Source organism: Rhodoferax aquaticus (genome assembly GCF_006974105.1).
In the GTDB taxonomy this organism is placed as follows: Bacteria; Pseudomonadota; Gammaproteobacteria; order Burkholderiales; family Burkholderiaceae_C; genus Allorhodoferax; species Allorhodoferax aquaticus_A.
In genome coordinates, this window is record NZ_CP036282.1 from 1,928,374 (window position 1) to 1,953,466 (window position 25,093).

Here is a 25,093-nt window from a genome sequence, read left to right on the forward strand (position 1 = left end):
CGGCAAGTGCCTCACATCTTGCGACGAAGAACTTGATGAGCCAACAAAATTATCGCGCTGATGTTGATGGTTTGCGAGCAATCGCAATTTTATTCGTGGTTTTGTACCACGGATACCCATCGGAATTCAATGGTGGGCAGATAGGTGTCGATGTATTTTTTGTTATATCCGGTTATTTGATAACGGGATTGATCATCGATGATGTGTCAAAGAACCGGTTTCACCTCACCACGTTTTATGCAAGACGCATCCGGAGAATTTTCCCGGCTTTAATCACCGTGCTGTTTTCCTGCATGGCCCTGGGGTGGTTTACCCTATTAAGTGTTGACTTCGAACAATTGGGCCGCCAGGTAATCGCTGGTGCCTTGTTTTCTGCAAATTTTCTGTTTTGGAATGATGTTGGATACTTTGACATCGCTGCGGAGAAGAAGCCACTCCTGCATTTGTGGTCATTGGGGGTGGAGGAACAGTTTTACATTGCGTTCCCAATCATTTTTGTTTATATCCGGAAAAATTTTAAAATAATATTTTTTGCGGTGCTACTGCTAACTTCGTTAGCGCTGTATATGTGGATTGGAAGCGTTAACCCATCGAGTGCCTTCTATTTGCCACATACTCGGTTTTGGCAAATCCTTAGTGGATCAGTCTTGATCCTTATGCAGCGTGAATACTACAAGCCATCTAAGAGATTGGAAAATGCTGCTTCGTTTTTCGGAGTAGTGGTTTTAATACTTTCGCTTTATACAATGCGCGGACCCGTCGAATTTGCATCCTACCGTTCGATCTTTCCCGTCATTGCTGCGATGCTTTTTTTATACGGTCAATCTTCATGGATCAATGGCACCATATTGTCTTGCCGTCCGATGGTTTTAGTGGGAAAGATCAGTTTTCCGCTTTATCTGTGGCATTGGGTTTTGCTGTCGTTTTGTCATATTTTTGAGGATAGTAAGCCATTCATCGAGGTGCGAAATCCTGCGCTGATTTTGTCTTTTTTGTTGGCTTTTGCCACGTATTGGTTCATCGAGCAGCCGGTCCGTTTCGGTCGATGGAGCCACTACCCAACTTCGATACTGTCGCTCCCATTATTTTTTGTTTTGATAATTGGAGGGTGGGTCTATTTTGACAATGGTGTGCCGCAGCGGGCTGCTGCTCAAGTTTCGCAACTCAATAGTGGTGATATCGGACAGCAGGGATTTCTGACCTATCTAAGAACGACTGCACACCCCTGTGCCGAGCGTGGATGGGTGGCTGCTGTGAATGAAAAGGGTGTGAGTTCGAGGTGTGCGCAAAACCATAGTAGTTCTGAAAGCCCTGCCTACGTGCTGCTTGGGGACAGTCATGCGGAGCATTTATTTCCAGGCTTGGCGGAACAATTTCCCAAGACTGCGCTTGCATACACTACCCGGGAAGGTCTTCCTCTCACTTCTAATCCCGGTTTTCGTGAGATTTTTTCAGCCATCGCGGCAGACCACTCTGTAAAAGGCGTTCTGCTATCTGCCCACTGGGCTTCGAAACTACAAGATGCTGATCACATTAGATTTCATGCCGATCTAAGGGCGACTCTTGACTACCTTACTGGTCAAGGTAAGGCGGTGTATCTGCTGGATGACGTTCCCATATTCCCATTCAACGCGGAGCGATGCGCTTACGCTGACAGATTCTTTGTTTCAAATATGTGCACAGCCTCTAAGGGGTCGGTTACCCATACACCCCTGAACTTAGCAGACAACATTAGCAACCCGCTCGTGCTTTATCTCAATCTTGAAAAATACATCTGCAACGAGCATGAATGTCATATGGCTCGTGAAGCCCGCTTGCTTTATCGTGACAGGAATCACCTTAACTTAAACGGTTCACGCTATGTTGCATGGGCTTTGCATGCGGAATACCCGAAACTCTTTCCGTGAACCTCGTATTCTCAATTGAGAACATTCCTTTTGGCGGTGGTGAACCAGGGGGTAAATGCTTGGTCGCGTTTTGCTATCGCGTACTTCAATCGTTCTTTCTGTTTGCGAAGTGGGGTATTTGTGTAGTAAACCCCAGTTCCACCGCCAACCCCGCAAATAATGGGGGGAGGTGCCATAAGGCAGCCCTTCAATTGAGCCGTCAAAAAGATATCTTTAAAGCACTCTTCTAGACTGTGCCCGTGCTGAGATCGCACAGCAAGGTGTGCGTTGAGGAAGAGTTTGCGGTAGATATCTATATTGGCTGCATAGAAGCGTGTGTCAATATAGGCTAGGGTCGTGGGTGTCAACGGAGAGAATGTGTTTGAAAAAACACCCTTGAGCAGCAAATCCCCATTCCACTGTTGCATGCATCCAGCAAAGTTCTCCACCCAAAGTTTGGACGTGCATTTGGCGAAGGCACCTGCAGTCCTGATTTGCTCAGAGTTCTCGATAGCATATTTAACGATTTCTCCTTCCCCATAACCGCGCCCGTGGAGCTGCACTGCGGCACTGTCATTCTGAAAGGTCAGGCACTCGATCTGATGCGCGTTGGGAAGTTGTGCCACCATTGGGCGGAAATCGAAGCCAGAGCCGTCGCACAGTACCAGTGGTGTGTGTGGGCTGATGGCGCTCCATTGCAACACCGACTCCATCGCTAGTCGCACCCGCTCTTGCGGATCTTGCAAACGTACTCCTAGATCATGAACAACCACGCTAGAAGTCAATAAGACCGGAGGCCTGTCGTACGTCATATCCTGTTGAGTACCCGTCGCAAACGACGCCCAGCGCGAGAAAGCCAATTACCGCCCTCTGAGGGCCAGTCCATTTCGCGCTCCCATGCAGACTGGTAGACCACACCGCAATAAAGGCGCTCCAGTTGTTTTTCTTGAATACCCAAGCGCCTGTCGAAGCGCTGTTGCCAAGCATAGTGGTACATCTTGAAAAAAGGCTGGGATGGTAGCAGCTCAATTGATTTGTACTTAAGCAGCGCCTCGCCGTACCAACGCTGTTCGTTTGCAGACTTCAACACCAGATCTAGAAAGGACAATCCCCGAGGGTGTGCGTAATTGGCGGCTAGGCTTTCCCATACCCGCTTGTCCCAGATCGGGCAATTGGGCCCGAAATTGTAGTGTTTACCTCTACGCCCAAACTCCAGTTGAACTCCAAGTGACTCACGCTGGAAATCTTCGAGGACTTTTGCTTTCCGCTTTGCCAAAACAGGATAAAGGAGGTCGCGCCCCTCGTCCATTATGGTGTAAGGTGTTCCATCAGCGGTGATGAATTCGTGTAGATGAAACGGCCTAATGAATATGCAGTCAGAGTCCAAGCACATGTATGAGACGCACACACCTTTTCGCCAGAATTCCGATTTCACTATCTGCTGAGATAGGTTGCCTGGAATACGGGCTAACTTGACGGGGTCGATGTCTGGGTTGCACGTAATGATGGACTCGTCCGTCAGCAAATTGACATTTAGACCTTGGAGATGCTCCTGAAATAATGCTAGGTCGAGCTGAGGGACCGAAACGTAGAAGGGAATATTGTCCCTGTTGTATTCCCGTATCGAATGCGTCAAACGTACGACGCGGTTGAGGTCCGTACGATAGCTTTTGCAATAAAGAACAAAAGAATTCATGCACGGCGATCTTCGTACGGGGTGAGGATTTTCAAGAAAAACTGCAAAGGGTTTGTAGCCCGCGCGACCATAATCCGTTTAAGCGCATAGGGGTTTTCGCCAATCTGCACACGTCCCCGACGGGTACTGGTAGCAGTGATATAGCCTGCAGACCGTACCATGTCTTCATGCTCAGTTTTGAACCAGCCGTACGGATAGCAGAAGTGTCGAACTTCAATCCCTAGCGTTTGCTCCAGTTCATACTTTGATTGCACAACCTGTTGAAGCGCTGCTTCCTTTGTCAACTCCGTGAGGTTCGCATGCACTTGAGTGTGCGAACCGACATCCATTCCGCTCTCATTCCAAACGCGCCAGTCCTCCAAACTCATGAGCGGTTTTTGGGCTACTTTTCCTATATCCCAAGCATTTGTTCCGCCGATCATGCTACTCACGCCATAGCACGTGGCTGTAAACCCATGGGTTTTCAAGATTGGCAAGGCATGAATTACATTATTCTGATACCCATCGTCAAACGTGATGCCCACCACTTTGTCTTGCTTTTCGCCAAGCAAATAGGGCTCAAGGTCCCGCATGGAAAGTCCCTTGTAACCAAGGCGGCGAAGCATGCGCATTTGCCAGGCAAACGATGAAGGCGCAACCACCAAACCCCGTAACGCTGTCCCTCGAGGCGGGGGTGCATCGATTTGGTGGTACATCAGAATCGGTATCTTCATGTCTGTAATCGTTGGAGATTGGCGTAATAGCCGTTACGCTGGATGAGGGTGGCATGATCTCCTGATTCCACAATGCGGCCTTGATCCAGCACGATGATGAGATCCGCACGTTCAATCGTACTGAGTCGGTGCGCAATCACCAAGGTAGTACGGTCACGCATGAGGGTTGCCAAGGCATCCTGTACTGCACGCTCCGACTCGGTATCCAAGGCCGATGTAGCCTCATCAAGAATCAAAATGGGCGCATTTTTAAGCAGCGCTCGCGCTATGGCAATGCGTTGACGCTGCCCCCCAGATAAAGATGCTCCGTTTTCTCCTGTCAATGTATCCAGACCTTGGGGTAAGTCTTCAATGAACTCCCAAGCGTGCGCGGCAATGGCTGCATCCTTTATCAAGGAATCGTCGACATTGCGCGCCTGTCCAAATGCGATATTTGCTCGGACACTGTCATTGAGCAGAATAATGTCTTGACTGACCAATGCAATGTGTTCGCGCAGATTGGCCAAAGTTAAGGTGGAAATATCAACGCCATCAATCGACACAGAGCCTGTGTCGGGTGAGAAGAAGCGTGGGATGAGTGCGGCTAGGGAGCTTTTGCCACCGCCTGATGCTCCCACCAAAGCAACGGTCTGCCCAGATCGAATGTCGAGATTGATGTTGCTTAATGCCAATTTGTCGCTGCCGGGGTATCGAAACGACACATCCTCGAAATTGATGTTTCCTTTGCAGTCTTCTAGGGTCGCTTGACCCTGGTTGGCTTCAGCGGGTGCATCCAATACGCCAAAGACACTTTCGCAGGCGGCTAATCCACGCTGAAGAATCGGGCTGATGGTTGTGAGTTGCTTGATGGGAGAAATCAACAACAACATTGCGGTAATGAAGGACACGAAACTTCCGGCGGAGTCGCCAGCCTGGCCCATTGATCGACTCAATGCCATAAAGATGATGAAGGCGATTGCAATTGACGCAGCCATGTGAGTGATTGGCGTTAGCGCAGATGCGGGGACCGCCTCCTTCATCATGCTACGTCTAAAACCTTCAGTTACAGCAAAGAACCGATCCCGTTGCTGTTCCTGTCCACCGTAGATCTTGATGACTTTATTTGCAGCGGTGGTTTCTTCGACGGTATGAGCTACAGCTCGTAATGCATCAAGGCTAGCTTTGCTGGCCTTGCGAATCCTTTTGCCAAAACTTTGAATAAGTAAGGCAATAACTGGACCGACGGTAAGTGTGACCAGCGTCAGCTTCCAATCTAGGTAAACCAGATAACTTAGCAAAGCGAGTGCAGTCAGTGATTCCCTTATTGCGGTGACCAATACATTAGTTGCCGCTTGGTTGATATTGTCTACGTCGTAAAGGATGCGGGCAATCCATTGAGATGCCGGCTGCGTTTGGAAAATGTGCGTAGGCGATTCGACCAACTTTTCGAACATGGCTCGTCGAAGATCTACTACCAAGCGGGTTGAGACCCAGGTCATTAAGTAGTTCGTCAAGAATGAAAGTACTCCACGTACCATGAAAAGCAACACAATGCTTAGGGGTATCAGCCACACCATGCGAGCGTCCGTTGTCTTGAAGCCGCTATCCAGCAAGTACCGCATGATGGCCGGAAAAACAGGTTCAGTCGCTGCTGTGCAAACCATGCAAAGCACAGCTAACAAGAAAGCTCGCCAATACGGCTTGACAAAGCCTAAGAGGCGAATGTAGTGAGCTCGGTCTTGTTCAGTCATTTGACGACTTTAGGCACATTCTTCCAGGCGTCTTCTTGCTGAATTTCCATTGCTTTCACATAACGATAAAACGTACCTTCAAAATTGCCAATAGCGATAACTAGTCCAGCCCCACCATCCAGAAAGCCCAGTTTGAACAAATAGTGTTTCCAAAACGCCCACTTAGCGTGCAGCAAAGCTGTCCAAATGGATATCTTCTTGTGCTTGATCTTTTCCGCACCTAAGCTTGAATACCGATTCGCCTTATGCATGACCTCTGCCATGTTTTTAAAAGGGAATTGCCAAATGGCTGATTTCATTTGGCCGATGGGCAGCTTTGAGTGCAATACATATCCTTCGTGCACTGGCTTAAGGTCGTAAGTCATGGCTCCGCGGCGAAACAATTGAGGCTGTCGGTAGTTCGGGTACCAACCTGAATGTTGGATCCACCGCCCCATAAAGAAGTTACGTCGAGGCGTGTGATAGACCTCGTGTACACCGTTGCTGGAGATTAGCTGTTTAATCTCCGCCGAAGCCTCAGGTGTGCAACGCTCATCCGCATCAAGACTGAAAATCCAGTCCTTGGAACAAGCTTCAATAGCCTTGTTGCGCAGATCACCAAACCCATTGAATTCCACTTGGATGACTTTGGCTCCTAGTTGCGCAGCGAGTGCGGTCGTGCCATCCGTGCTGAAGGAGTCGGCAACAATGATTTCATCAGCCCAAGACACACTCTCAATAGCAGCACGTACTTTGTCTATTTCGTTGTAAGCGATGATGTACACGGAGACTGTGGGCATTGGTGATGTAGGATTACTTGGAACGGAGGAGACGGTCTGTATTCTCCATAGCTTTTTAGTCTATTCCAAAAAATGTCAGATCAAAGTTTGTTGTCAGTCGTTGTGACGACCTACAACCGCAGCGAGACTGTGGCGCAGGTTCTGCGGGCACTTGCCGTGCAAACTGACAGGCAGTTCGAAGTTGTTATCGCTGATGACGGGTCCAACGCACAGCATCAGCAGGCCATTGCTTTGAGCGCTGCTGCGTGCCACCTAAAGGTTACGCATGTTTGGCATCCTGATGTGGGTTTCACCGCTTCGGTTGCGCGAAATCGCGGCGTCTTTCACTCCAGTGGGAACTACATCATCTTTATAGATGGCGACTGCGTTCCTGATGTCGATTTTATAGCGCAACATCGAGCAATCAGAGAAGCGGACTGTTTTGTCAATGGCAGCAGAGTCTTGCTGTCGCCGTCTTTTACTGACCAAGTGATATCAGAGAATTTAAATTTAGCTGGGCGTAGTTTAGGCTATTGGTTACAGCGACGAATTTGTGGTGACTGCAGTAAGCTCACCGGCCAATTGCGCTTTCCCTTGAGTCGCGGGCGACGTCAAGCACAGTTTAGGTGGAGGGGCATCAAAAGTTGCAATATGGGAGTGTGGCGCCACCATTTCGAGTTGGTGAATGGGTTTGACTCCACATTCAATGGGTGGGGGCATGAGGATGCTGATTTCGTCCTGCGTCTGCATAACGCGCATGTCATTCGAAAAAATGGGTTCTGTGCGACAGAGGTTTATCACTTATGGCATCGCGAGGCAAATAGACAAAGTGAGTCTTTCAATGCGGAGAAGGTACGGTCGCGCATTGGTACAGGCCAAGTCTGCGCGGACATTGGCTACGCCCAACTCGCAAACGATGCGAGTGTGGTTGTTCGAAGATGGGGATAATGTCGCTCATGAGAAATTTTTTAGCGTGTTTGTTTTTCTTTACGCTTAGTTCTGTGGCAAGTGCCCAGTTCCGTGTGGAGGTCAGCGGGGTTGGGCTAACCCAAGTACCTATTGCTGTGTCTGGTTTTCGAGGTGAAGAGAGTGTTTCCCAAAAGATCAGTGCGATTGTGCTTGCCGATCTTGAGCGCAGTGGACAGTTTCGTAAAGTTGAGACTGACGGTGTTGTGCTCGACGAGTCGGTGCGGCCGTCAACCTCGGGCTGGCGCCAAAAGGGCGCTGACGCTTTGCTGAATGGCAGCGTTCAACGACTTGCCGATGGTCGCTACGATGTGCGATTTCGGCTTTGGGACATGGTCCGAGGCACTGACGGGCAGGATCTTGGTGGACAGACCTTCATCGCCTCAAGCTCGGAACTTAGGCTCGTGGCGCATCGAATTGCTGATTATGCTTATGAAAAGCTTACAGGCGACCGGGGATTCTTTACCACTAGGCTGGCGTACGTCACAAAAGTTGGTCAAACCTATAACTTGTGGGTTTCTGATGTTGACGGTGAAAACGCGCAAAGTGCGTTGAGTAGTTCTGAGCCAATTATTTCGCCCGCGTGGTCACCAAATGGTTTGCAACTTGCTTACGTATCGTTTGAGTCTAGGAAACCAGTGATATTTGTGCACGATGTTGCGACAGGCAAACGTCGGCTTTTGGCGAACTTTAAAGGTTCGAATAGCGCGCCAGCTTGGGCTCCTGACGGCAAGACACTTGCGGTAACTTTGACACGCGATGGTGGGTCACAGCTCTATGCGCTTGACGTTGCAACCGGGGAAGCTAAGCGACTAGCGCAGTCGCCTTCAATCGATACAGAGCCCACTTACACGGCTGACGGTAGATCCATTTATTTCGTGAGTGACCGAGGTGGTGCTCCCCAGATTTACAAAATGCCATCCACGGGAGGTTCAGCCGAAAGGGTTACTTTCAGTGGTAGCTACAATATCTCGCCTGCCCTTAGTGCTGACGGCCGTTGGTTGGCGTATATATCCCGCGTATCCGGCGCATTTAAGCTCCATGTGATGGAGTTGAGTAATTCGTCCGTATCCGCCGTCACGGAAACCGCTGCTGATGAGAGCCCGAGTTTCGCGCCTAACAGCAAGATGCTGATCTATGCAACGCAAACGCAAGGGCGCGAGGCCTTAATGACTTCCACGATTGATGGAAAAGTGAAGGCGAGGTTAGCTGGTCAAGGCGGTGACATTCGTGAGCCCGACTGGGGTCCATTGCAAAAGTGACAGTATTATTTTTTTAGGAGTTAGGGATGAAACGTATAGTGTTGATAGTGGCAACAAGCGCATTTTTGGTTGCTTGCGGCTCGTCGGTGAAGCTCGATGACGTGCCAGTCGTTGATAAATCAGGTACTTCGGTTGGTGCTTCAACTGCGTCAACAACTCCTGACGACTCGGCAAATACCGGGGTTAAACGGGTCGAAGTTGGAAAGTCGGACGTTGACCCCCTGAAGGTCGCTGCGAAGGTTGTTTATTTTGATTACGACAGTTTTCAGATTCGCCCAGAGTTTCAAGCCCTGATTGAAGCGCACGCGCGTGCGCTAAAGCTTGATAAGAGCAAAAAAGTAGCAATCGAGGGGCATACAGACGAGCGTGGTGGGCGTGAATACAACTTGGCCTTAGGGCAGAAGCGTGCAGAAGCTGTGCGCAAAGCGTTGGCGCTTTTGGGTGTTGCCGACTCCCAAGTTGAGGCGGTGAGTTTCGGGAAAGAAAAACCAGCAGTGTTAGGTGACTCCGAAGCTGCCATGGAAAAGAATCGGCGTGCGGAAGTTAGCTATCGATGAGTCTTCTCATGGGCTTTGGTAAGTTGAACTTAAGACTCTTCTTTGTTTTTGCTGCGCTGTGGTTGTTTGTGCAGCCAAGTGTTGCTGGTCTATTTGATGATGACGAGGCTCGACGTGCAATTCTTGAGCTTAGGCAAAGCCATTCAGATCTGAAACTGTCACTTGAGAGGTTTCAACGCGCGACCGAGAGCAAGTTGGATGAAGATGGCAAGAAAACTCTTGAGGAATCAGCGACGCTAAAACGTAGTTTGATCGAACTGCAGAACCAATTGGAATCTTTACGCTCCGACTTAGCCAAAGTGCGTGGGGTTAATGAACAGCTTGCCAAAGATCTGTCTGATGTTCAGAAGCGTCAAAAAGATCAGGCGCAGTCGCTGGATGAGCGGATTAAGAAATTCGAACCTTCTCGAATCACAGTGGACGGACGAGAGTTTTTGGTTGAACCTCAGGAAAAGCGAGATTACGATGTGGCTTTGGCGATTCTCCGCAAAGGAGATTTTTCATCCGCGCAGCTCAGCTTTGCTGACTTTCTCAGCCGTTATAGCCAGTCGGGCTATAGGGCTTCAGCGTTGTTTTGGTTGGGTAACGCGCAGTTCGCGACAAAAGACTATAAAGAGTCTATCGTCAACTTTAAGGCTTTTATTGGGTTGGGGGCTGATCACCCAAAAGTACCCGAGGGTCTGCTTGCAATTGCAAATAGTCAGTTAGAGCTGAAGGATTCTAAGGCTGCAAAAAAAACTCTTGAAGAGTTGGTAAATTCGTTCCCAGGAACTGAAGCTGCCAGCGTCGCCAAAGAGCGATTAGCGCGCATCCGCTAGCTTCGAGCTTTGAGTTTTTAATGGAAGACTCTGTCATATCAGATCTCACGGTGCGGCGCTTTTCTGGGCTTGATAGGTTGCTCGGTGTTGCGTCAGCGAATCGTGTACGTAAAGCGCACGTTACAGTGGTTGGTATTGGTGGCGTAGGTTCTTGGGCTGCTGAAGCCCTAGCCAGAAGCGGCGTAGGGCAGATTACGTTAGTAGATTTAGATCACGTCTCCGAGTCAAACATCAATCGCCAGATCCAAGCATTAGAGTCAACCATCGGTATGGCTAAGGTTGACGCAATGGCAAGTCGTATCGCTAGCATCAATCCTCATTGCATCGTTAATCGCATCGATGATTTTGCCAGCAAGGAAAACTGGCAAAGCATAGTGCCAGACCACGTCGATGGTGTCATTGATGCCTGCGATCAGGTCCAAGCCAAGATGGCAATGGCTACTTGGGCTATGCGCAATCGAAAATTGCTTATTTGTGTAGGTGCTGCTGGTGGAAAAACCCACGCCCACCGCGTGGATGTTGCGGATTTGAGCAAAACCACAAATGATCCGCTGTTGGCGAGTCTCCGTTACCAATTGCGCAAAGCTGGCGATGCCCCAAAAGGTGGAACCACTATCGGTCTTACATGTGTGTTTAGTAATGAGCCAGTTAAGAAGCCAGACATCTCTTGCTCAGTAGGTGGCGGGGATGGTTCTTTAAATTGCCAAGGCTATGGATCTTTGGTAACAGTAACCGCAACTTTTGGCCTAGTTTCTGCTGGCTGGATGATTGAAAAGCTCTCGAAAGCAAAATCGGTCTAAAAACACGCTATAATTCAAAGCTTAGCGAAAGTTAAAATTAACTTAGCTGGGACGTTAGCTCAGTTGGTAGAGCAGCGGACTTTTAATCCGTTTGTCGTGGGTTCGACCCCCGCACGTCCCACCATTTTCTCAGTGGGTTCTTAGCTCAGTTGGTAGAGCAGCTGACTCTTAATCAGTAGGTCGCGTGTTCGAGCCACGCAGGACCCACCAAAAAGCCTTATAGCGCAAAGACGGCCTGCTACTTTATTTGTAGCAGGCTTTTTTGTTTCTTTTTGAGGTGGGTTCTAATCTGGTCGCTCTATCGTGTGTGCGTCATGCGTTCATCCCCAAAGAGTCCTCGTCGCCAGTCCTGAACCCCATTTCGCGAAAGAGTCGTGGGAACATAAGGCTAAAAACACCCAACGGCCGAATGCTTGGTGCTATCCCTTTCGAGTTATGTACAGGGTGGTGAGGCGCAGGGCCTTGATGTCAGGTTCCGTAGTAGCACTGCGTCACCATAAGTCGAAAACCCGCATGTCGCGAGGCGACCTCTAAAACTCATAGGTTAGACCCTCGCGTGCGAGCTGAACATCCAGTCCATTGCAAAGACTAGAACTCTCTATCAATGCTTCTTGAAATACTTGTTCTAGTGCTGCGTCCGATCTGAGTGGCTCGTGATGAGTGCAAAACAATATCTTAGCGTTTGCGGCCTTTGCGCAAGCAATGCTGCTGGCAAAGGTGCCGTGCCCCCATCCTCGCTTGCTCGGATACTCGGCTGTAGTGTATGAGCAGTCAGCGATTAGCACGTCCACGTTGCGCATGGCATCGTGAATGGCCGCGTTTCGATCATCAACAAATGTTTGATACTCCCCGTAGCCCCGATCATCACACGGGTATATGTTGTAGGGAGGCTCATGATCGCCGGTAAAGAAGACCGACTTTCCGTTGCAGTCAATTCGATAGCCAAAATCAATAACAGGGTGATTGAGTAGGCATGGTGTGATGGTCGCGCTGCCTATCCTATGGGGAATGTTTGGCGTTAGTGTGATGTATTCAAGGCGCGCTTTCATTTCCTCCTCCCTGACAGGAAAGAAGCTGTATTGCATTTGAACCGCCATAACCTGCTCAATGCCCTTGCCTGTCACTGGATCGAAGCCGCCGTGGAGTCTTAAAGTGTTTCCCGGGATGAAGTTTGGAATGAAGAACGGAAGTCCTTGTATGTGGTCCCAGTGCGAATGGGTAATCAAGATATTTGCAGTGACGGGCATTTCACTTAACAGGCTCTGTGACAAGGGAAACAGCCCAGTTCCGGCATCTAGTATTAGCAACTCATTGTTATCAGTTCTGATTTCTATGCAGGTGGTATTTCCGCCGTACCGCACGGTGGCTGGCCCGGGTGACGCAATTGAACCTCGAACACCCCAAAACGTAACTCTCATCTGCACCTCTCATAGTTGTGCCAAAAGTGTTGACTCTGCAATGATGCTGTCCATATCGCCAAGCAGTGCGACACTCTCATCTAAAGTGCCTCCCAGTCTCGCTTTAACGCTCGGAGGGAATTCATCGAATAAGTGGTTGCCGCCAAAGCCGATTTCTAGCTTTTTCGAGATTTGATTGGCGGCGAAGACGCAGGCAGTCATGCCAGTATCTTGGAGGTCGTCTACTCTTTGATGGCGAATGGTTGTTACTAGCTCGGCGGAAAATCGCCATTTCTCGGCGAGCATGGCACCGACCAGTGCATGGTCTACCCCCGCGGTTCCGATAAGTGCAGCGTTAAATGGGATGTTGTCCGTCTTGCATACGGTTAGTGCCATTTTGAATTCAATGGGCATGAACTGAAGCAGCACAATTTTCCCAAAGTCATGCAGGAGGCCTGCAATGAAGCAGTCCATAGGGTCGGCTTGTCTGCTAAGTGCAGCTAAGCGCTTTGCGATAGTGGCGGTAGAGAGGGAGTGGATTAGGTACTTTTGAATGTCAAAATCAGCGGTATTCGTCTTCGGGAGCACGCCAATGGCAGCAATGCTCAAGGATAGATTTTTTACAGTGTTGAACCCCAAATAGACAATTGCGTGTCCTAGCGAGGTAACTTGTTTCGGGAGGTTGTAGTGGGCTGAGTTGGCCACCCGCAGTATTTTTACGGTGATGACTGGGTCCAGCTCGATAACATCTACCAATGCCTTGGGAGTGCAATCAACGTTCCTGGTAAGCTCAATTACCTTTTGTACGCTCTTTGGAAAAGCGGGCATGCTGTCGACTGCATGTGCCAGTTTTTGCGCTAATTCGGGTTGCATGGTGCTGGTCGTTTCAATCGTTACTGTGATGCATCATAGGCAAAAAACTACCGATGGGGCGGTGGCATTGGCTACCGAATGAGGGAGGAAACGATTCTCCATCTACCGGCGCAATTTTCTGAATCACACGAATGCTATAATCGATCAGATTTGCCGTTGAAGCTTCTTTGTAGATGCGGTGATTCAATACGCAAGCCCAGTTCTGTCAAGGTGTTGTTTTGGTAGGTTGAAGTTTTTTCGACTTCCGATCAATTAGCGGACTGGGTTTTAGACCTAACCTTTGGAGTAATTATGGCTGTAACAATGCGCGAAATGCTCGAGGCTGGTGTTCATTTTGGACATCAAACTCGCTTCTGGAATCCTAAGATGGCTCCGTACATCTTTGGTCACCGCAATAAAATTCACATTATCAACTTGGAAAAGTCGTTGCCGATGTTCCAAGAGGCGGCAAAGTTTGTGCGTCAGTTGTCTGCAAAGCGTGGAACGATATTGATGGTAGGCACAAAGCGCCAGGCCCGCGAGATTGTCTCGGCAGAGGCGCAGCGCGCAGGTGTTTCTTACGTTGATCAGCGCTGGTTGGGTGGCATGTTGACCAATTTTAAGACGGTCAAAACTTCTATCAAGCGCTTGAAAGATATGAAGGCGCAACAAGAAACTGGCTTGGATGCATTGAGCAAAAAAGAGCAGTTGATGTTCGCCCGAGAGTTGGCGAAGTTGGAAAAAGATATTGGCGGCATTCAGGATATGGTCGCTTTGCCTGATGCTATTTTCATCATCGATGTCGGATACCACAAGATCGCGATTGCTGAGGCGCGTAAGCTGGGTATTCCTTTGGTTGGTGTGGTTGACTCGAATCACTCCCCTGAAGGAATCGACTATGTAATTCCTGGCAATGATGATTCATCTAAGGCGGTGACCTTGTATGCACGCGGTATTGCTGATGCCATCATCGAAGGTCGCGCTAGTGCGGTCGATGATGTGGTTCGTGCTGTGGTTGCAGGTAGCGAAGAAGAATTTGTTGAGGTGAGCGAAGCCGCTGCTTAAGTAGGCTTTTCCCAAAAAAGGGGGCGTGAAGTCCCCTTTTTTTTGCTTTTATTTGACTGTTTAATTGAATACGGAGATTTTTATGGCCGCAATTACTGCTGGAATGGTTGCTGAACTGCGTGGGAAAACCGATGCCCCAATGATGGAATGCAAGCGTGCATTGACAGAGGCAGAGGGTGATATGGTCAAGGCGGAAGAGCTGTTGCGTGTCAAGCTTGGAAGCAAAGCCGGCAAGGCAGCAGCCCGCGTAACGGCTGAGGGAGTTGTTGCTGCGTACTCCGAGGGGCATGTCGGTAGTTTGATTGAGGTCAATTGCGAAACTGACTTTGTTACCAAGAATGATAGCTTTCTCTCGCTGGCCAATGCCGCTGCGATGTTGGTCGCAAAGTACAACCCAGCTGACGTCGCTGCCTTAGCTGCTCTGGAATACTCTCAAGACGGTTTCGGTCCAACCTTGGAAGATGTGCGCAAAGGGTTGATTGGAAAAATTGGCGAGAACATGACGTTTCGCCGTTTTAAGCGGTTCGACTCGGGTGCAAGCTTGGCGTCCTATTTGCACGGAACTCGCATTGGGGTTGTGGTTGAATTCGTTGGGGATGCCGTTGCAGCTAAGGACGTGGCAATGCATGTTGCCGCGATGAAGCCTGTTTCTTTGTCTAGCGATCAGGTCCCAGCTGAATTGGTGGAGCGCGAGCGTTCGGTCGCTGCAGCCAAAGCGGCTGAAGATGCGGCAGTCGCCTTGGCAGCAGGGAAACCAGTTCAGTCGGCTGAGATTGTTGCAAAGCGAATTGATGGCGGGGTCCAAAAATACCTGAAAGAGGTTTCATTGTTCAACCAAGCGTTTGTGAAAAATGACAAGCAAACCGTTGAGCAAATGTTGAAAGCAGCTGCAACTACTGTCAATGGATTTACACTCTATGTGGTGGGTGAAGGCATTGAGAAGAAAGTGGACGACTTCGCTGCTGAGGTTGCCGCTCAAGTGGCGGCCGCTAAGCAAAGCGCGTAGATCGTTTTCAATCGTGTCCAATTAATACCGAACCGCTAAGTAAACGGAGTAGTCCATGAGTCTAGAGAAACCTGCGTATAAGCGCATTCTGCTTAAGCTGTCAGGCGAGGCCTTAATGGGAGACGATCAATTCGGTATTAATCGGGATACCATTGTCCGTATGGTGGACGAAGTCGCAGAAGTAACCCGGTTAGGAGTCGAGGTTGCTGTTGTAATTGGTGGCGGTAACATATTCAGGGGGGTCGCGGGGGGCTCCGTGGGTATGGACCGTGCGACAGCCGATTACATGGGTATGTTGGCGACAGTTATGAATGCCTTGGCTCTTGGTGACACGATGAATAAAGCTGGCTTGGTGGCTCGTGTTATGTCAGCTATCGGTGTTGAGCAGGTGGTAGAGCCATATGTGAGGCCAAAGGCGCTTCAGTACTTGGAAGAAGGCAAAGTAGTAATTTTTGCTGCTGGAACAGGCAATCCATTCTTTACTACCGATACTGCTGCAGCCCTTCGTGGTGCAGAAATCGGCGCTGAAATCGTCCTGAAGGCAACCAAGGTTGATGGTGTTTATACTGCTGACCCGAAAAAAGACCCCGCAGCAACACGGTATGCTTCCCTTACGTTTGACCAAGCCATGCAACAAAACCTAGGCATTATGGACGCTGCTGCCTTCGCATTGTGTAGAGATCAGCGTCTTCCGATCAAGGTTTTCTCGATCTTTAAGCACGGTGCGTTGAAGCGAGTTGTCTTGGGTCAGGACGAGGGCACGCTAGTTCACGTTTAGTACTGAACTGCATAGCGGCAAGGGCATTTAAGAATTGAAGGTGAGCGATGGCGGTCGTAGAAGTTAGAGCAAATCTGGAAAGCAAGATGGATCAATCCATTTCTGCGTTTAAGAATAATCTGTCAAAAATTCGGACAGGGCGGGCCAACCCCGCACTCTTGGATTCTGTACAAGTTGATTATTACGGTTCAATGGTCCCGTTAAGTCAGGTGGCTAACCTTTCTTTGCTGGATTCCCGTACTGTTAGCGTACAGCCTTGGGAGCGTGGTATGGGGGCGAAAATTGAAAAGGCCATCCGCGACAGCGATTTAGGATTAAATCCTTCGAGCATGGGCGATCTTATTCGTGTGCCTATGCCGGTGATGTCGGAAGAGCGGCGAAAAGAGCTCACAAAATTGGCCCGCAGTGAAGGCGAGGGGGCGAAAATTGCGGTTCGAAACATTCGCCGGGATTCCAATGAGTCTGTGAAAAAGCTGGTAAAGGATAAGTTGGCCTCGGAAGACGATCAGAAGCGCTCTGAGGCTGAGATTCAAAAGATTACGGATAAATATATCAGTGAAATTGATCGACTGGTAGTAGCTAAAGAGCAAGACATCATGGCTGTTTAGTGTCCGCTTGTATTGATCATCCGTCTTACCGAGCAACCTTTTGACAGTACCTTTACATATAGCCATTGTCATGGACGGTAATGGGCGTTGGGCATCCAAGCGTTTCTTACCCAGAGTCGCCGGGCACCGTCAAGGGGTTGAGTCCCTGAAGCGGATGGTGAAAGCGTGCGTTGCGCGTGGCGTCTCAACGCTAACGGTTTTTGCTTTCTCTTCGGAGAACTGGAATCGCCCGGTAGACGAAGTTTCCGGGCTCATGGATATCCTAGTTGGGGCACTTGCAAAGGATGTCACCCAGCTAGAACGGGAGGGTGTCCGACTATTCTTTCCGGGTTCTCGTGCTGGGTTGTCCGAGCGTGTCTTGGCCGGGTTGTCAAACGCAGAGCGACTGACGTCCGCCAACACCAAACTCATGCTCAACGTATGCTTTAATTTTGGCGGGCGTTGGGACATTGTTCAGGCGGCCTCAGCGTTGGCTAGAGCGGGTGAATTGATTACCGACGCAAGCTTATCTTCTAAGCTAGCGTTGGCGCATTGCGAAGATCCGGATCTGCTCATTCGGACCGGCGGGGAAAAGCGGCTTAGCAACTTCCTGTTGTGGCAATGTGCTTACTCGGAGCTGGTGTTTAGTGACGCACTTTGGCCGGATTTCGATGAGGCTCACTTGGATCAAGCCATTGAAGACTTTGCAGGGCGAGAAAGACGTTATGGAATGACGTCCGGCCAGTTGCCATTGGCTGACGCGCAAGTTTGATTCTTAATCCCTATGCTAAAACAACGTCTCATCACTGCTTTGCTGATGCTTGCGGTTTTGCTGCCTGCAGTGTTTCATCCAAACCCCTTGATTTTTTCAATAACGGCCGCACTGATGGTTTCGGTGGGCGCATGGGAATGGGCGCGATTAAATCAAGTGGGTGGTGCGCTCGCTTGGGGAGTGGGTTTACTGTGTCTTGCTGGCTGCATTCTTACTTTGATCCTGTCCCCAGACCTCCATTCGCTCAGATCAGTATGGTTGTTTGCAGGAGGCGGCTGGGTTCTCTTCAGTGCCTTGTTGCTCATGCATGGAGCCACTACTTGGAATTCAATATCAAAATGGGTTCGCCTTTTCGGAGGTTTGATTGCATTGGGCGTCGCTTGGTTAGCGATTAGCCAAGCGCGACAGCTTGGCTTGAGTTTTCTTCTTTCTGTACTAGTTCTCGTCTGGGGGGCCGATGTGTTCGCCTATTTCGCAGGGAGACGCTTTGGTGGCCATTGGTTCAGACGCAAACTTGCGCCTAGTATTAGTCCAGGGAAGACATGGGAAGGCGTTTTGGGAGGAGTCTTAGGTGTGCTGGTGATTGCGCTAACGTGGACTTATTTCGAGTCGCATGTCGGCCTGTCCACAAAGAGTTTGTTTGGCTGTCTTTACTCACAGGGCGCATGGGTACTAGCTGTTGGAGTAATGTTTTTAGTTGCAATGAGCGTCGCTGGTGACTTGGTGGAATCTTTGATCAAACGTTGCGCAGGCGTCAAGGACAGTAGTAGTTTGCTACCGGGGCATGGGGGAGTTTTGGACCGTATCGATGCATTACTACCCGTTCTTCCTCTCGCCATGATGCTGTACTCAATATGACAAATGACATGAAGCGCGTTGTTGTCTTGGGTTCAACCGGGTCAATCGGTAAGAACACGCTCGATGTCATTGAGCGGAATCCCGATTTGTTCAGTGTGTTTGCCTTAGCTGCATCGACCAGTGTCGATGTCTTGTTGGCTCAGTGTGTCAAGTTCCGCCCCACCTTCGCAGTAATGGTGAGTGGGATTCATGCAAGTCAACTTGCTGATGAATGCCGTCGCCTAGGTTTGCCTACCAGAGTTTTGGTGGGTGCGGAAGCATTGGAGTTGGTAGCCAGCCATGAGCAAGCTGACTATGTAATGGCTGCTATCGTAGGGGCGGCAGGATTGGCCTCATGTATGGCTGCTGCGCGAGCCGGTAAACGTATTCTTCTTGCCAATAAAGAGGCGTTGGTCGTTGGGGGGCAACTTTTTCTAGACGCAGTCCGAGAGGGGGGCGCCCAGTTACTGCCCATTGATAGTGAACACTCCGCAATTTTTCAGTCATTGCCAGATGATCCTAACGTTTGGCTGGCACAAGTCGACAAGATCGTGCTGACTGCATCCGGCGGCCCTTTTCGTTCAAGGACTCCGGCTAGTCTGGCGTCAGTTACCCCAGAAGAAGCCTGCGCGCATCCCAATTGGCAAATGGGCCGGAAGATATCAGTGGACTCCGCCACGATGATGAATAAGGCTCTTGAGGTCATTGAGGCCAAGTACCTGTTTGGCATTAGGCCTGGCCAAATTGAGGTCGTCATTCACCCGCAAAGTGTGATCCATTCTATGGTTCAATATGTCGACAACTCTGTGGTGGCGCAGTTGGGTACGCCGGATATGCGGGGGCCCATTGCGCTTGGATTATCGTGGCCCAAACGCATTGTTTCTGGTGCGTCTGCACTTGATTTTTCCAAAATGGCATCATTGACCTTTGAGTCGATGGATTCGAATCAGCATGACTTGAGGTTTCCTGGACTAAAGCTTGCTTGGCAAACCCTTGATGGCCCCTCCGGCACAACGGCGGTGCTGAACGCATCGAATGAAATAGCGGTAGCTGCATTTTTGGCTGCGAGGATTCGCTTTGACCAGATCCATCATGTCAACTTGGCATCGCTTGAGCATGTGGTTATTGCTTCACCTCTTGACTTGGGTGATTTGTTGGAAATCGATGCATGTGCGAGACGATATGCAGAACAGGCCGTGCTGGCATTAGCACAATAGGTCGTTTTTTTCCGTGGTTGGTGATCACTGAAGCACCTCGTTAAGTCCGCGTCACCACTCTCTCTCTCTCTCTCTCCGTATCAACAATCTGTCCAGCTGTCGCAGGCGCAACAAACTGGCTTGATGCATTGGCTGAGGTATCATCTTCAATGAATAGCTTTGTTTAGAGATGGTGGGTTTTGTATCGCTTGGTGGCTTGATCCAAGCTGTTTCTAAAATGCCCCCTTTGAGTGCTGAAAACGCACCTCTCTTTTTTTGATCGACTTGTCGGGCTTTAACGCTCTTGTTCGGTAAGTCTCACCTACTTTGGTTGAATGTATGGAATTGAATAGGTCTTTCGTTCGGGGTTTGTCCGTTGTCATTTCGGCATTGGCGATGCTTCCTGTGGCTGAGGCACTTGAGCCTTTCTCAGTCAAGGATATTCGTGTTGAAGGGTTACAGCGGGTGGAGGCAGGAACAATTTTCGCCTCTATGCCAGTACGCGTGGGGGACACTTACAGCGATGAGAAGGCTGCGGCGGCTATAAAGTCATTGTTCGCGTTGGGCTTGTTTAAAGACGTTCGAATTGAGGCCAAGGATGGCGTTCTCGTAGTGCTAGTTGAAGAGCGCCCTAGTGTGGCTGAGGTGGATTTTTCAGGCACCAAAGAGTTTGAAAAAGACGTTTTGAAGAAGGCGTTGAAGGACATCGGCTTGGGTGAGGGCCGACCGTTTGATAAAGCTCTGGTGGATAAAGCCGAGCAAGAGCTCAAGCGTCAGTACATCAGTCGCAGTCTTTACGCTGTAGAGGTGGTTACGACCATCACTCCTATCGAGCGAAACAGAGTCAACCTGAGTTTTGCTGTGATTGAGGGAGAAACGGCAAAAATTAATTCGATCAAGATTGTGGGAAACAGCACATTCTCCGAGTCAACCTTGACGGGCCTGTTTGATCAAGACACTGGCGGTTGGTTGAGTTGGTACACCAAGTCAAATCGCTACTCAAGAGCAAAGCTAAACGCAGACATCGAAACCCTTCGCTCCTACTATTTGTCGCGTGGATTTTTGGAATTTAAGGTTGATTCGACCCAAGTCGCCATCTCGCCGAATAAGCAAGACATTGACATATCGATCAGCGTGACGGAGGGTGAGCGTTTTGTTGTTTCCAAGATTAGGCTGGCGGGAAACTACTTGGGAAAGGAGGAGGAGTTTCAGGCACTAATAGCTATCAAGGCGGGAGACGCTTACAACGCTGATCAGGTCGCGCAAACCACAAAGGCTTTTACCGATTATTTTGGAAATTTTGGATATGCGTTTGCCAGAACCGAGGCAGTTCCAGAAATTGACCGCGGCACAAATCGTGTCGAGATTACCTTGCAGTCTGAGCCGTCAAGGCGCGCGTACGTACGAAGAATAAACGTTGCAGGCAACGATAGAACGCGTGATGAAGTGATTCGGCGCGAGTTCCGTCAATTGGAGGCAGCGTGGTATGACGGTGAAAAGATACGGCAATCGCGTAACCGTGTAGATAGGCTTGGGTACTTTAAAGAGGTGTCCTTGGATACGCAGGAAGTGCCGGGGTCGCCTGATCAGGTGGACCTTACCGTGACAGTGGCTGAGAAACCCACGGGCAGTTTAAGTTTGGGAGCAGGGGTTTCTAGTAGTGATGGTTTGGGTTTGATGTTCGGATTCAAGCAGGACAATGCGTTTGGCTCAGGCAGTTCTTTGGGGGTGGAGCTCAACACAAGTAAGGTCAATCGAACTATTGTGTTCAACACTACAAATCCTTATGTCACTGACGATGGCGTATCCAGAACCATTGACCTCTACCAGCGCAACACAAAGCCTTACACCGACCTAGACAGTTACTCCATCGAAACTGTCGGCACCAGCGTAAGGTACGGCATACCTATTACCGATCTAGATACGGTCTATCTGGGTGTTGGTGTAGATAGAACCACGATCGTTCCAGGGACCTTGTTACCAGCGGTGTACAAGGATTTTGCGACGGAGTTTGGCTATACATCCAATGCGGTGCCCTTAACTGTTGGGTGGGCGCGTGACTCTCGCGACAGTGCCTTGGTTCCGAGTACAGGTAAAGTCATTCGTACTTCTGGCGAATGGAGTGTCGCTGGTGAGTTGCGGTACGCTAGAGGCACTGTGCAGTACCAGCAGTACTACCCGGTTTCGAAGAAGGTGACAGCGGCTTTTAACTCTGATTTCTCCTTGGGCGCCGGTACAAATGGCTTGTCGTACCCTGTTTTTAAGAACTTTTACTCCGGTGGTTTGGGGTCTGTGAGAGGTTTCGAGCAAGGCAGTTTAACGACTGCGGCACAGCGAGCTGCTGGTTTGACTGCAACTGGTGGCGCTAAAAAAGTCACGTTCAACGCTGAGTTGTTGTCACCGCTGCCAGGTGGGGGTAACGACCGAACTCTGAGAATGTATGGGTTTGTGGACGCTGGCGGAATCTATGGTGCTGATGAGACGGTTCAACTTGGGGACCTGCGTAGTTCCTTTGGTATAGGCATTAGTTGGATCTCTCCCGTGGGACCATTGCGTTTAGCGTTTGCCCGGCCATTGAGCAAGTTTGATGGGGATAAACTTCAGGGTATTCAGTTTCAGATTGGGACGGCCTTTTAATGACATATTTTGCAAAAAAATGCTTGGTTGCGATGGCCTTGTCGGCCGCGGGTTTGACTGCAATTGCGCAAGACTCGCGTATAGCCTACGTAAATACCCAGCGAATCACCACAGAGTCTGCACCCGCAAAGACGGCGCAAGCCAAGCTTGAACAAGAGTTTTCTAAGCGTCAGAAGGATTTGGTGGACCTCCAAGCTTCGCTCAAAGCGTTGAGTGACAAGTTTGAGCGCGACGCCCCCACGTTGAACGAAACGCAAAGAGTGGGGCGCCAAAAGGAGTTTGCCGATCAAAACCGGGATCTTCAGCGCAAGCAACGCGAGTTCCAAGAAGACTTGAATGGCCGCCGCAACGAGGAATTGCAGCAAGTGTTGGACAAAGCCAATAAGGCTGTTAAACAAGTAGCAGACACTGAAAAGTACGACTTGGTGATTCAAGAGGTGGTGTACAGCAACACCAAGCACGACATCACCGATAGGGTACTTAAGATACTGAATACAAACGTAAAGTAGTCAAGAATGAAGAGCGCCTTGGTTCAGGAGCCTGACTTGGCTTCTGTAGTGGCTGCATTGGGTGGGACTCTTTTTGGTGATAGTGCTTCCCGAATCTCAGGGCTGGCACCCCTCGAAAGCGCGTCAGGGAGCGAGATCAGCTTTCTTAGCCACCCGAAGTACCAGCAGCAGCTCTTGGGAAGTATGGCTGCATGCGTGATCGTTTCTCCCGGGATGGAGTCCGTAGCCCGCCAACGCGGTGCCTGCATCGTGGTTGACGACCCATACCTCTATTTCGCCAAGTTAACGCAGTGGTGGAAGCGTCTTTTGCCCTGCGAATCGGGACCCAAGGTTCATCCTACCGCGGTCATTCATGAGACCGCGTTTGTGGACCCGTCCGCCTCTGTGGGACCTTTGTGTGTTGTTGAGCGTGGTGCCTCAATTGGCGCAAACACTGTACTGAAATCACGTGTTACCGTGAGTGAAGGATGCTCTTTAGGGCAGCGCTGTGTGGTCCATCCAGGTGTTGTGATCGGTGCGGATGGGTTTGGTTTTGCATTGACCAATGGGACTTGGGAAAAAATAGAACAGTTAGGCGGCGTTCGTATTGGCAACGACGTAGAAATTGGCGCGAATACGTGCATTGATCGCGGGGCGCTGAGTGATACCGTCATTGAGGATGGCGTTAAGCTCGATAACTTGATTCAAATCGGTCACAACGTACATATTGGCAAACACACGGCCATGGCCGGTTGTGTGGGTGTTGCTGGCAGCGCCACCATTGGTGCGCATTGCACGGTGGGAGGAGGAGGGATCGTTCTGGGGCATCTGAGCTTGGCCGACCATGTCAACGTATCTGCGGCCACAGTGGTCACGCGCTCGATCCGTAAGCCCGGCACTTACACTGGCATGTTCCCCATCGATGACAACAGCGCATGGGAGAAGAATGCTGCGTCACTGAAACAATTGCACAGTCTGCGAGATCGCATTCGCGTGTTGGAAGAAACTCTGAAGACAATGGAAAACAAATGATGGACATTCACGCAATTTTGAAGCAGCTGCCGCATCGCTATCCCTTTTTGTTGGTTGATCGTGTGTTGGAGTTGGACAAAGGTAAAACCATCAAGGCACTGAAAAACGTGACCATGAACGAGCCTTTTTTCGAAGGACATTTTCCTCACCGCCCAGTGATGCCTGGTGTTCTCATGCTGGAAGCACTTGCGCAGGCCGCTGCTTTGCTGGCATTTGACGCCTTGGGTACTTCCCCAAGCGATGACATGGTCTATTACTTTGCGGGCATTGATGGTGCGCGCTTCAAGCGTCCTGTTGAACCAGGAGATCAATTGATTTTGGACGTGGAGTTGCTTCGTATGAAGGCCGGTATATTTAAGTTCAAGGCTAAGGCAACCGTGTCTGGTGAGTTAGCTGTCGAAGCCGAGCTGACTTGCGCAATGCGCGCTATAGCCTAGTGAGCGAGTTGTGAGCAACATTCACGCCACCGCCGTTGTATCGGCAAGTGCTGAAATCGATTCAACGGTGACGGTCGGGCCTTACTCTGTGATTGGTCCCCACGTCAAGATAGGGGCCGGTACTACAGTGGGGCCGCATTGTGTGATCGAAGGGCACACCACCATCGGGGTTGACAACAGAATATTCCAGTTCAGTTCCTTGGGTGCAATACCGCAGGACAAAAAATACGCTGGCGAACCGTGTGAGTTGGTTATTGGTGATCGAAACACGATTCGCGAGTTTTGCACCTTCAATATTGGCTCTCCAGGTGACACTGGCATCACCCGAGTCGGCAATGACAACTGGCTTATGGCATATGTGCATTTGGCGCACGATTGTGTCGTCGGCAACAACACAATTTTTGCCAACAATTCGCAGCTGGCGGGGCACGTCCACGTAGGTGATTGGGCGATTCTTGGTGGTTTCACGGTTGTGCACCAGTTCGTGAGAATCGGCGCCCATAGCATGACCGCGATGTGCACACTTTTGTTTGCCGATGTGCCTCCCTATGTGATGTGCCAAGGCCAGCCGGCCCATGCTCGGTCAATGAACTATGAGGGTCTGCGCCGTCGCGGGTTTTCGGCGCCTCGGGTAGGCGCAGTAAAAGCTATGCATAAAGCCTTGTATCGGGATGACCTGACATTGGAGGCGGCACGTGCACGCATCGCTGAGTTGAAAGACGCTCACGTCGAGTCAGAGGCGGACATCGAGATGATGTTGGCGTTTCTTGCTCAGACATCTCCGCAGCGCGGCATTGTTCGCTAGTTTGGTTTAGCTGTCGCC

At 50.1% G+C, this 25,093-nt stretch carries 25 protein-coding genes and 2 tRNA genes; 20 read left to right on the forward strand and 7 right to left on the reverse strand.

Annotated features, from left to right (window positions below):
- Positions 1-35 precede the first annotated feature (35 nt).
- Positions 36-1,907: an acyltransferase family protein gene (locus EXZ61_RS09010; RefSeq protein WP_142811079.1), complete on the forward strand. Its 1,872-nt coding sequence runs from the start codon at positions 36-38 to the stop codon at positions 1,905-1,907.
- Positions 1,908-1,918: 11 nt separating this feature from the next.
- On the opposite strand, the gene EXZ61_RS09015 is transcribed toward EXZ61_RS09010, so the two are convergent.
- The 5 genes from EXZ61_RS09015 to EXZ61_RS09035 form a co-directional block, all read right to left on the reverse strand.
- Entirely contained in the window at positions 1,919-2,632 is a 714-nt protein-coding gene (locus tag EXZ61_RS09015; RefSeq protein ID WP_142811081.1) for a hypothetical protein, read from the reverse strand.
- Positions 2,633-2,694: 62 nt separating this feature from the next.
- Positions 2,695-3,582 (reverse strand): DUF6492 family protein, encoded by an 888-nt coding sequence (locus EXZ61_RS09020; RefSeq protein ID WP_142811083.1) that lies wholly within the window; start codon positions 3,580-3,582, stop codon positions 2,695-2,697.
- Positions 3,579-4,295: a polysaccharide deacetylase family protein gene (locus EXZ61_RS09025; RefSeq protein WP_142811085.1), complete on the reverse strand. Its 717-nt coding sequence runs from the start codon at positions 4,293-4,295 to the stop codon at positions 3,579-3,581. The genes EXZ61_RS09020 and EXZ61_RS09025 overlap by 4 nt, the downstream gene beginning before the upstream one ends.
- Positions 4,292-6,025 (reverse strand): lipid A export permease/ATP-binding protein MsbA, encoded by a 1,734-nt coding sequence (gene msbA / locus EXZ61_RS09030; RefSeq protein ID WP_178084845.1) that lies wholly within the window; start codon positions 6,023-6,025, stop codon positions 4,292-4,294. Before msbA ends, EXZ61_RS09025 begins: the two co-directional genes overlap by 4 nt.
- Positions 6,022-6,789 (reverse strand): glycosyltransferase family 2 protein, encoded by a 768-nt coding sequence (locus EXZ61_RS09035; protein ID WP_237219133.1) that lies wholly within the window; start codon positions 6,787-6,789, stop codon positions 6,022-6,024. Before EXZ61_RS09035 ends, msbA begins: the two co-directional genes overlap by 4 nt.
- Before the next feature lie 87 nt (positions 6,790-6,876).
- Here EXZ61_RS09035 and EXZ61_RS09040 point away from each other — a divergent pair, with 87 nt between their 5' ends.
- The 7 genes from EXZ61_RS09040 to EXZ61_RS09070 all read left to right on the forward strand — a co-directional run bounded on the left by EXZ61_RS09040 (position 6,877) and on the right by EXZ61_RS09070 (position 11,396).
- Entirely contained in the window at positions 6,877-7,731 is an 855-nt protein-coding gene (locus tag EXZ61_RS09040) for a glycosyltransferase (RefSeq protein ID WP_142811089.1), read from the forward strand.
- The gene (gene tolB, locus EXZ61_RS09045) at positions 7,731-9,011 is read left to right on the forward strand and encodes a Tol-Pal system beta propeller repeat protein TolB (protein ID WP_178084846.1); all 1,281 of its coding nucleotides are present in this window, start codon (positions 7,731-7,733) and stop codon (positions 9,009-9,011) included. The genes EXZ61_RS09040 and tolB overlap by 1 nt, the downstream gene beginning before the upstream one ends.
- Positions 9,012-9,037: 26 nt before the next feature.
- Positions 9,038-9,568, forward strand: a complete 531-nt coding sequence (gene pal, locus EXZ61_RS09050) for a peptidoglycan-associated lipoprotein Pal (RefSeq protein ID WP_142811093.1) — start codon at positions 9,038-9,040, stop codon at positions 9,566-9,568.
- An 8-nt stretch (positions 9,569-9,576) separates the two neighbouring features.
- Positions 9,577-10,386, forward strand: coding sequence for a tol-pal system protein YbgF (gene ybgF, locus EXZ61_RS09055; protein WP_178084847.1), 810 nt, complete (start codon positions 9,577-9,579; stop codon positions 10,384-10,386).
- Between the two features lie 20 nt (positions 10,387-10,406).
- On the forward strand, positions 10,407-11,186 hold the full coding sequence (locus EXZ61_RS09060) for a tRNA threonylcarbamoyladenosine dehydratase (protein ID WP_142811097.1): 780 nt from the start codon (positions 10,407-10,409) through the stop codon (positions 11,184-11,186).
- 48 nt (positions 11,187-11,234) lie between these two features.
- Positions 11,235-11,310 (forward strand) — tRNA-Lys (locus EXZ61_RS09065).
- Positions 11,311-11,320: 10 nt separating this feature from the next.
- Positions 11,321-11,396, forward strand: a tRNA-Lys gene (locus tag EXZ61_RS09070).
- Positions 11,397-11,716: 320 nt separating this feature from the next.
- On the opposite strand, the gene EXZ61_RS09075 is transcribed toward EXZ61_RS09070, so the two are convergent.
- Together EXZ61_RS09075 and EXZ61_RS09080 are read right to left on the reverse strand one after the other, a co-directional pair.
- Complete coding sequence (locus EXZ61_RS09075; RefSeq protein ID WP_237219134.1) at positions 11,717-12,547, reverse strand: MBL fold metallo-hydrolase; 831 nt, start codon at positions 12,545-12,547, stop codon at positions 11,717-11,719.
- Between the two features lie 66 nt (positions 12,548-12,613).
- Positions 12,614-13,456, reverse strand: a complete 843-nt coding sequence (locus EXZ61_RS09080) for an HDOD domain-containing protein (protein ID WP_142811101.1) — start codon at positions 13,454-13,456, stop codon at positions 12,614-12,616.
- 291 nt (positions 13,457-13,747) lie between these two features.
- Between EXZ61_RS09080 and rpsB the strand changes: the two genes are divergently transcribed.
- From rpsB to lpxA, 12 genes are all read left to right on the forward strand, one after another.
- Positions 13,748-14,500, forward strand: a complete 753-nt coding sequence (gene rpsB / locus EXZ61_RS09085) for a 30S ribosomal protein S2 (protein WP_142811103.1) — start codon at positions 13,748-13,750, stop codon at positions 14,498-14,500.
- Between the two features lie 82 nt (positions 14,501-14,582).
- Complete coding sequence (gene tsf, locus EXZ61_RS09090; protein WP_142811105.1) at positions 14,583-15,506, forward strand: translation elongation factor Ts; 924 nt, start codon at positions 14,583-14,585, stop codon at positions 15,504-15,506.
- Between the two features lie 55 nt (positions 15,507-15,561).
- Entirely contained in the window at positions 15,562-16,284 is a 723-nt protein-coding gene (gene pyrH / locus EXZ61_RS09095; protein ID WP_142811107.1) for a UMP kinase, read from the forward strand.
- 47 nt (positions 16,285-16,331) lie between these two features.
- Positions 16,332-16,892: a ribosome recycling factor gene (gene frr, locus EXZ61_RS09100; RefSeq protein ID WP_142811109.1), complete on the forward strand. Its 561-nt coding sequence runs from the start codon at positions 16,332-16,334 to the stop codon at positions 16,890-16,892.
- A 40-nt stretch (positions 16,893-16,932) separates the two neighbouring features.
- Complete coding sequence (uppS, locus tag EXZ61_RS09105; protein ID WP_281063822.1) at positions 16,933-17,643, forward strand: polyprenyl diphosphate synthase; 711 nt, start codon at positions 16,933-16,935, stop codon at positions 17,641-17,643.
- 12 nt (positions 17,644-17,655) lie between these two features.
- Positions 17,656-18,501, forward strand: a complete 846-nt coding sequence (locus tag EXZ61_RS09110; RefSeq protein ID WP_142811111.1) for a phosphatidate cytidylyltransferase — start codon at positions 17,656-17,658, stop codon at positions 18,499-18,501.
- On the forward strand, positions 18,498-19,697 hold the full coding sequence (gene dxr / locus EXZ61_RS09115; RefSeq protein WP_142811112.1) for a 1-deoxy-D-xylulose-5-phosphate reductoisomerase: 1,200 nt from the start codon (positions 18,498-18,500) through the stop codon (positions 19,695-19,697). The genes EXZ61_RS09110 and dxr overlap by 4 nt, the downstream gene beginning before the upstream one ends.
- Before the next feature lie 318 nt (positions 19,698-20,015).
- Positions 20,016-22,313 (forward strand): outer membrane protein assembly factor BamA, encoded by a 2,298-nt coding sequence (gene bamA, locus EXZ61_RS09120; protein WP_142811114.1) that lies wholly within the window; start codon positions 20,016-20,018, stop codon positions 22,311-22,313.
- Positions 22,313-22,822, forward strand: coding sequence for an OmpH/Skp family outer membrane protein (locus EXZ61_RS09125; protein ID WP_142811116.1), 510 nt, complete (start codon positions 22,313-22,315; stop codon positions 22,820-22,822). The genes bamA and EXZ61_RS09125 overlap by 1 nt, the downstream gene beginning before the upstream one ends.
- Positions 22,823-22,828: 6 nt before the next feature.
- Positions 22,829-23,833, forward strand: a complete 1,005-nt coding sequence (lpxD, locus tag EXZ61_RS09130) for a UDP-3-O-(3-hydroxymyristoyl)glucosamine N-acyltransferase (protein WP_142811118.1) — start codon at positions 22,829-22,831, stop codon at positions 23,831-23,833.
- On the forward strand, positions 23,830-24,270 hold the full coding sequence (fabZ, locus tag EXZ61_RS09135; protein WP_142811120.1) for a 3-hydroxyacyl-ACP dehydratase FabZ: 441 nt from the start codon (positions 23,830-23,832) through the stop codon (positions 24,268-24,270). Before lpxD ends, fabZ begins: the two co-directional genes overlap by 4 nt.
- Positions 24,271-24,280: 10 nt before the next feature.
- A complete protein-coding gene (lpxA, locus tag EXZ61_RS09140; RefSeq protein WP_142811122.1) occupies positions 24,281-25,075 on the forward strand; it encodes an acyl-ACP--UDP-N-acetylglucosamine O-acyltransferase in 795 nt (264 codons plus the stop codon).
- Positions 25,076-25,093 lie beyond the last annotated feature (18 nt).

Excerpts from the sequence above, each read along its gene's own strand:
- EXZ61_RS09010 (WP_142811079.1), top strand. The coding sequence starts at position 36 with ATGAGCCAACAAAATTATCGCGCTGATGTTGATGGTTTGCGAGCAATC.
- EXZ61_RS09020 (WP_142811083.1), bottom strand. The coding sequence starts at position 3,582 with ATGAATTCTTTTGTTCTTTATTGCAAAAGCTATCGTACGGACCTCAAC.
- EXZ61_RS09025 (WP_142811085.1), bottom strand. The coding sequence starts at position 4,295 with ATGAAGATACCGATTCTGATGTACCACCAAATCGATGCACCCCCGCCT.
- msbA (WP_178084845.1), bottom strand. The coding sequence starts at position 6,025 with ATGACTGAACAAGACCGAGCTCACTACATTCGCCTCTTAGGCTTTGTC.
- EXZ61_RS09040 (WP_142811089.1), top strand. The coding sequence starts at position 6,877 with ATGTCAGATCAAAGTTTGTTGTCAGTCGTTGTGACGACCTACAACCGC.
- tolB (WP_178084846.1), top strand. The coding sequence starts at position 7,731 with ATGTCGCTCATGAGAAATTTTTTAGCGTGTTTGTTTTTCTTTACGCTT.
- pal (WP_142811093.1), top strand. The coding sequence starts at position 9,038 with ATGAAACGTATAGTGTTGATAGTGGCAACAAGCGCATTTTTGGTTGCT.
- ybgF (WP_178084847.1), top strand. The coding sequence starts at position 9,577 with ATGGGCTTTGGTAAGTTGAACTTAAGACTCTTCTTTGTTTTTGCTGCG.
- EXZ61_RS09060 (WP_142811097.1), top strand. The coding sequence starts at position 10,407 with ATGGAAGACTCTGTCATATCAGATCTCACGGTGCGGCGCTTTTCTGGG.
- EXZ61_RS09080 (WP_142811101.1), bottom strand. The coding sequence starts at position 13,456 with ATGCAACCCGAATTAGCGCAAAAACTGGCACATGCAGTCGACAGCATG.
- rpsB (WP_142811103.1), top strand. The coding sequence starts at position 13,748 with ATGGCTGTAACAATGCGCGAAATGCTCGAGGCTGGTGTTCATTTTGGA.
- tsf (WP_142811105.1), top strand. The coding sequence starts at position 14,583 with ATGGCCGCAATTACTGCTGGAATGGTTGCTGAACTGCGTGGGAAAACC.
- pyrH (WP_142811107.1), top strand. The coding sequence starts at position 15,562 with ATGAGTCTAGAGAAACCTGCGTATAAGCGCATTCTGCTTAAGCTGTCA.
- frr (WP_142811109.1), top strand. The coding sequence starts at position 16,332 with ATGGCGGTCGTAGAAGTTAGAGCAAATCTGGAAAGCAAGATGGATCAA.
- EXZ61_RS09110 (WP_142811111.1), top strand. The coding sequence starts at position 17,656 with ATGCTAAAACAACGTCTCATCACTGCTTTGCTGATGCTTGCGGTTTTG.
- dxr (WP_142811112.1), top strand. The coding sequence starts at position 18,498 with ATGACAAATGACATGAAGCGCGTTGTTGTCTTGGGTTCAACCGGGTCA.
- bamA (WP_142811114.1), top strand. The coding sequence starts at position 20,016 with ATGGAATTGAATAGGTCTTTCGTTCGGGGTTTGTCCGTTGTCATTTCG.
- EXZ61_RS09125 (WP_142811116.1), top strand. The coding sequence starts at position 22,313 with ATGACATATTTTGCAAAAAAATGCTTGGTTGCGATGGCCTTGTCGGCC.
- lpxD (WP_142811118.1), top strand. The coding sequence starts at position 22,829 with ATGAAGAGCGCCTTGGTTCAGGAGCCTGACTTGGCTTCTGTAGTGGCT.
- fabZ (WP_142811120.1), top strand. The coding sequence starts at position 23,830 with ATGATGGACATTCACGCAATTTTGAAGCAGCTGCCGCATCGCTATCCC.